2 protein-coding genes and 1 pseudogene are annotated in these 3,169 nt (G+C 74.9%); all 3 read right to left on the bottom strand.

Features of this window, described 5'->3' with window-relative positions:
• A pseudogene (locus HGA02_RS14200) lies at positions 1–233 on the bottom strand (hypothetical protein); the annotation flags it as partial.
• 251 nt (positions 234–484) lie between these two features.
• Complete coding sequence (gene murJ / locus HGA02_RS14195) at positions 485–2,116, bottom strand: murein biosynthesis integral membrane protein MurJ (protein ID WP_168679607.1); 1,632 nt, start codon at positions 2,114–2,116, stop codon at positions 485–487.
• The coding region (locus HGA02_RS14190; RefSeq protein ID WP_168679605.1) for a DUF6049 family protein at positions 2,113–3,169 on the bottom strand (1,057 nt) is incomplete at its 5' end. The genes murJ and HGA02_RS14190, both read right to left, overlap by 4 nt.

Genomic DNA, 3,169 nt, shown 5'->3' with positions numbered 1-3,169 from the left:
ACCAGGCGGGCGTCGGTGACGAGCGCGGCGCGGCGGGCGGCGTCGAGGGCGGGCGCGACGGCGCCGGCCTCGAGGACCCGGACGCGCACGGGGCGGTCGAGGATCTGGTCCGTGGCCTGCCACGCGGTGGCGCCGTCGAGGTCGGAGGGTGCGGGCGCGACGATGCGGTAGCGGCCTGCCAGCACGGTGCCTCGTCCGACCTCGCTCACCAGCACCTCCTCCGGGTTCGTCACGTCAGTCCACCTCCGCCGACCCTACGGGGCGGGCGACGCGGGGGTCACCTGCATGGTAGACGGCGGCCCTGGACAGGACGGCAGACGGGCATGGTATCCGGACGGAACGGGACGGGTGCGGACAGGTCGGGCGACGTGAGGCGTTCGGGGGACGGCGCTCGTGGAACGCGGGCTGTGGCCGGCTCGCGTGCACGCGCGTCACGAGGCCCTCGCGGGGATGGACCGGCTGAGCCGTGAAACCGCGCGGTCCGTCAGCCCCGTCCGGGCCGGAGCCGCGCGAGCACCGGCCGCAGCAGCCCGTCGAGCTCCTCGACCCGCAGGAGGCGCAGCGCGCCGACGTAGGCGACACCCCCCAGCCCACCGGCGACGACGCACACGACGACGGACCCGAGGAGGCCGTCGGGGAGCCCGAGGACGAGGACCCGCGTCGCGAGCCACGCGACCAGCACCGCGGGGAGGACGGCGACGAGGGCACGCACGTGCACGCGCACGATGCGCCCGCCGTCGACGCGCCCGAGCCGGCGCCGCAGCTGCCAGACCGCCGCGACCGCGCCGACGAGGTACGACACGCTCATCGCGAGGCCCGCGCAGGCGGTCCACCACGACGGCGGCGCGAGCACCATGCCGAGCAGGGTGCCGACGACGACGACCACGGCCATCGCGACCTGGATGGGCACCATGCCGCGCGCGTCCTCGTACGCGTAGTAGACGCGCTGCGCCATGGACCAGGCACCGAACGCGGGCAGGCCGACGACCATCGCCTGGACGACGCGCGTGGTGGCCTCGACGGCGTCGGCGGGCGCGTTGACGGCGATGATGTCGGTGACGGGCCGCGCGAGCACGAGCAGCAGGCCGGCGGCGGCGACGGTGAACAGCCCGACGACGCGCACGCCGTAGGAGAAGGTCGACCGCACCCCGTCGACGTCCTGGTCGTGGGCCTGCCCGGACAGCCGTGTGAACAGGGCGGTCGCGAGCGACACGGTGACCAGCGAGTGCGGGAGCATGAAGATGCTGAACGCGACGTCGTACGCGTTGTTCGAGGCGACGGTCGTGGCCTCGGCCTCGCTGGGGGCGCGAGAGACGACGCGCGACACGACGAGGTTCCCGAGCAGGCCGATGCCGAGCCCGACGAGCGTCCACGTCGCGACCTGCCCGGCCCGGCCGAGGCCCGAGCCGCGCAGGCCCCACCGGAACCGGTAGCGGACACCCGCGCGACGCAACGAGGGCACGAGCACGACGGCCTGGGTGACGACACCGAGCGTGGAGATGCCCGCGAGCAGCGCGACTTGACCGGAGGTCCACGACGACGCGACCGCCACGCCGCTCGTCTCGGGGCTGCCGAAGACGACGATGAACGCGACGAAGCCGCCGATCGCGACGAGGTTGTTCACGACGGGCGCCCACATGTAGGGGCCGAACGAGCCGCGCGCGTTGAGCACCTGCCCGAGCAGCGCGTACACGCCGTAGAAGAACAGCTGCGGGATGCACCAGTACGCGAACGTCGTCGCGAGCGCCATCTGGTCGGGCGCCGCGTCGGCGTAGAGGTGGACGAGGAGCGGTGCGGCGAACGTGAGGACGACGGTCGCGACGGCGAGGACGACGAACCCGAGGGTCAGGAGGCGGTCGACGTACTCCTGCCCGGCGTCGCGCTTGTAGGCGCGCACGACCTGCGGCACGAGCACCGCGTTGAGGACGCCGCCGGCGAGCAGCATGAACAGGATGTTGGGCAGCTTGTTCGCGACCGAGAACGCGTCGGCGGCCTCGCCCGTGACGCCGATCGCGGCGATCAGCACCATCATCCGCAGCAGCCCGGTGGCCCGGGACACGGCGGTGCCCGACGCCATGAGCGCCGCGCCGCGTCCGATGCTGCCGGGGCCGGTCATGAGGGGTCCTCTCGTCGGGGTGGCGCGGGCGGCGTCCCGACGGGCGGCGCGTCCTGGCCGGCCCCGTCGCCGTCGTCGGGCGCCCCGCCGTGCTCCGTCGCACCGTCGTCGTCCGCCGCACCGCCGGTGTCCGCGACACCGCCGAGCACCCCGAGCGCGGTCGGCGCGTCCGACTCGGCCTCGAGACGGGCACCACGGCGCGCGCTCTGACCACGTCGGACCGTGCGCACGATCCCGAGGACGAGCCCGACGAGCAGCAGGACGCCGACGACGACCGTGCCGACGTCCTCGATGGTCGGCTGCACGCGTGCGCTGAACTCGACGGGTGCGGAGACGGGGGCGCCGTCGACCGTCTCGAGGTGCGCGAGCACCCGGACCTCGCAGTTCGCGTGCGCGACGAACCGGACGACGACGCTGCGCTCGTCGCGCGCGTCGACCTCGACCGGCTCGACGGGCTGCGCCTCGAGGCACGGCTTGCCGGGCGCGACGACGAGCTGCACGGTCACGGGCACGGCGAGCGCGTTGCGGACGGTCATCCGCGCGTCGGTCGACGACCCGAAGATGTTCGCGGTCGGCGGCTGGACGATCGTGAGGCCGCTGGTGCGCGCGTCGAGGTCGGCGACCACGGCGGCGACGAGCGCGTCGCGGCCGGTGCGGTCGGCACGCCACGCGACGGACAGCGGCGCCAGCACCTCCTGGTCGACGCCGGTCAGCAGCGCCTCGGGCTCGGACGTGACCTCGGCGAACGCGAGGGTGCGCTCGCGGGCCGCGGCCAGCACCTGCACCTGTGCGGGCGGCATCTCCGCGGCGTCGGACGCCGAGTCGGACGCCGTCGTCCGCGTCTGGGCCATGCCGTCGAGCAGCGACGACGCGGGCCGCAGCCGGACCCAGGGCGCGTCCTCGAGGGCGCGCAGGAGCGTCGTCGTGTAGGCGACGTCGGGGATCCACTCGCGGTCGGGGGCGAGGAGCACGTCGGGCGGGTCGGACTCCTGCCGGGTCGCGACCGCGAGCTCGGCGAGGGTGCGCTGCACGGCCGTCGCGGGCGACGCGTCG

The organism is Cellulomonas septica (assembly GCF_012396155.1).
Taxonomy (GTDB): Bacteria; Actinomycetota; Actinomycetes; order Actinomycetales; family Cellulomonadaceae; genus Cellulomonas; species Cellulomonas septica.
The sequence above is the reverse complement of the archived record's forward strand: the minus strand, read 5'-3'. Positions and strand labels throughout refer to the sequence as shown.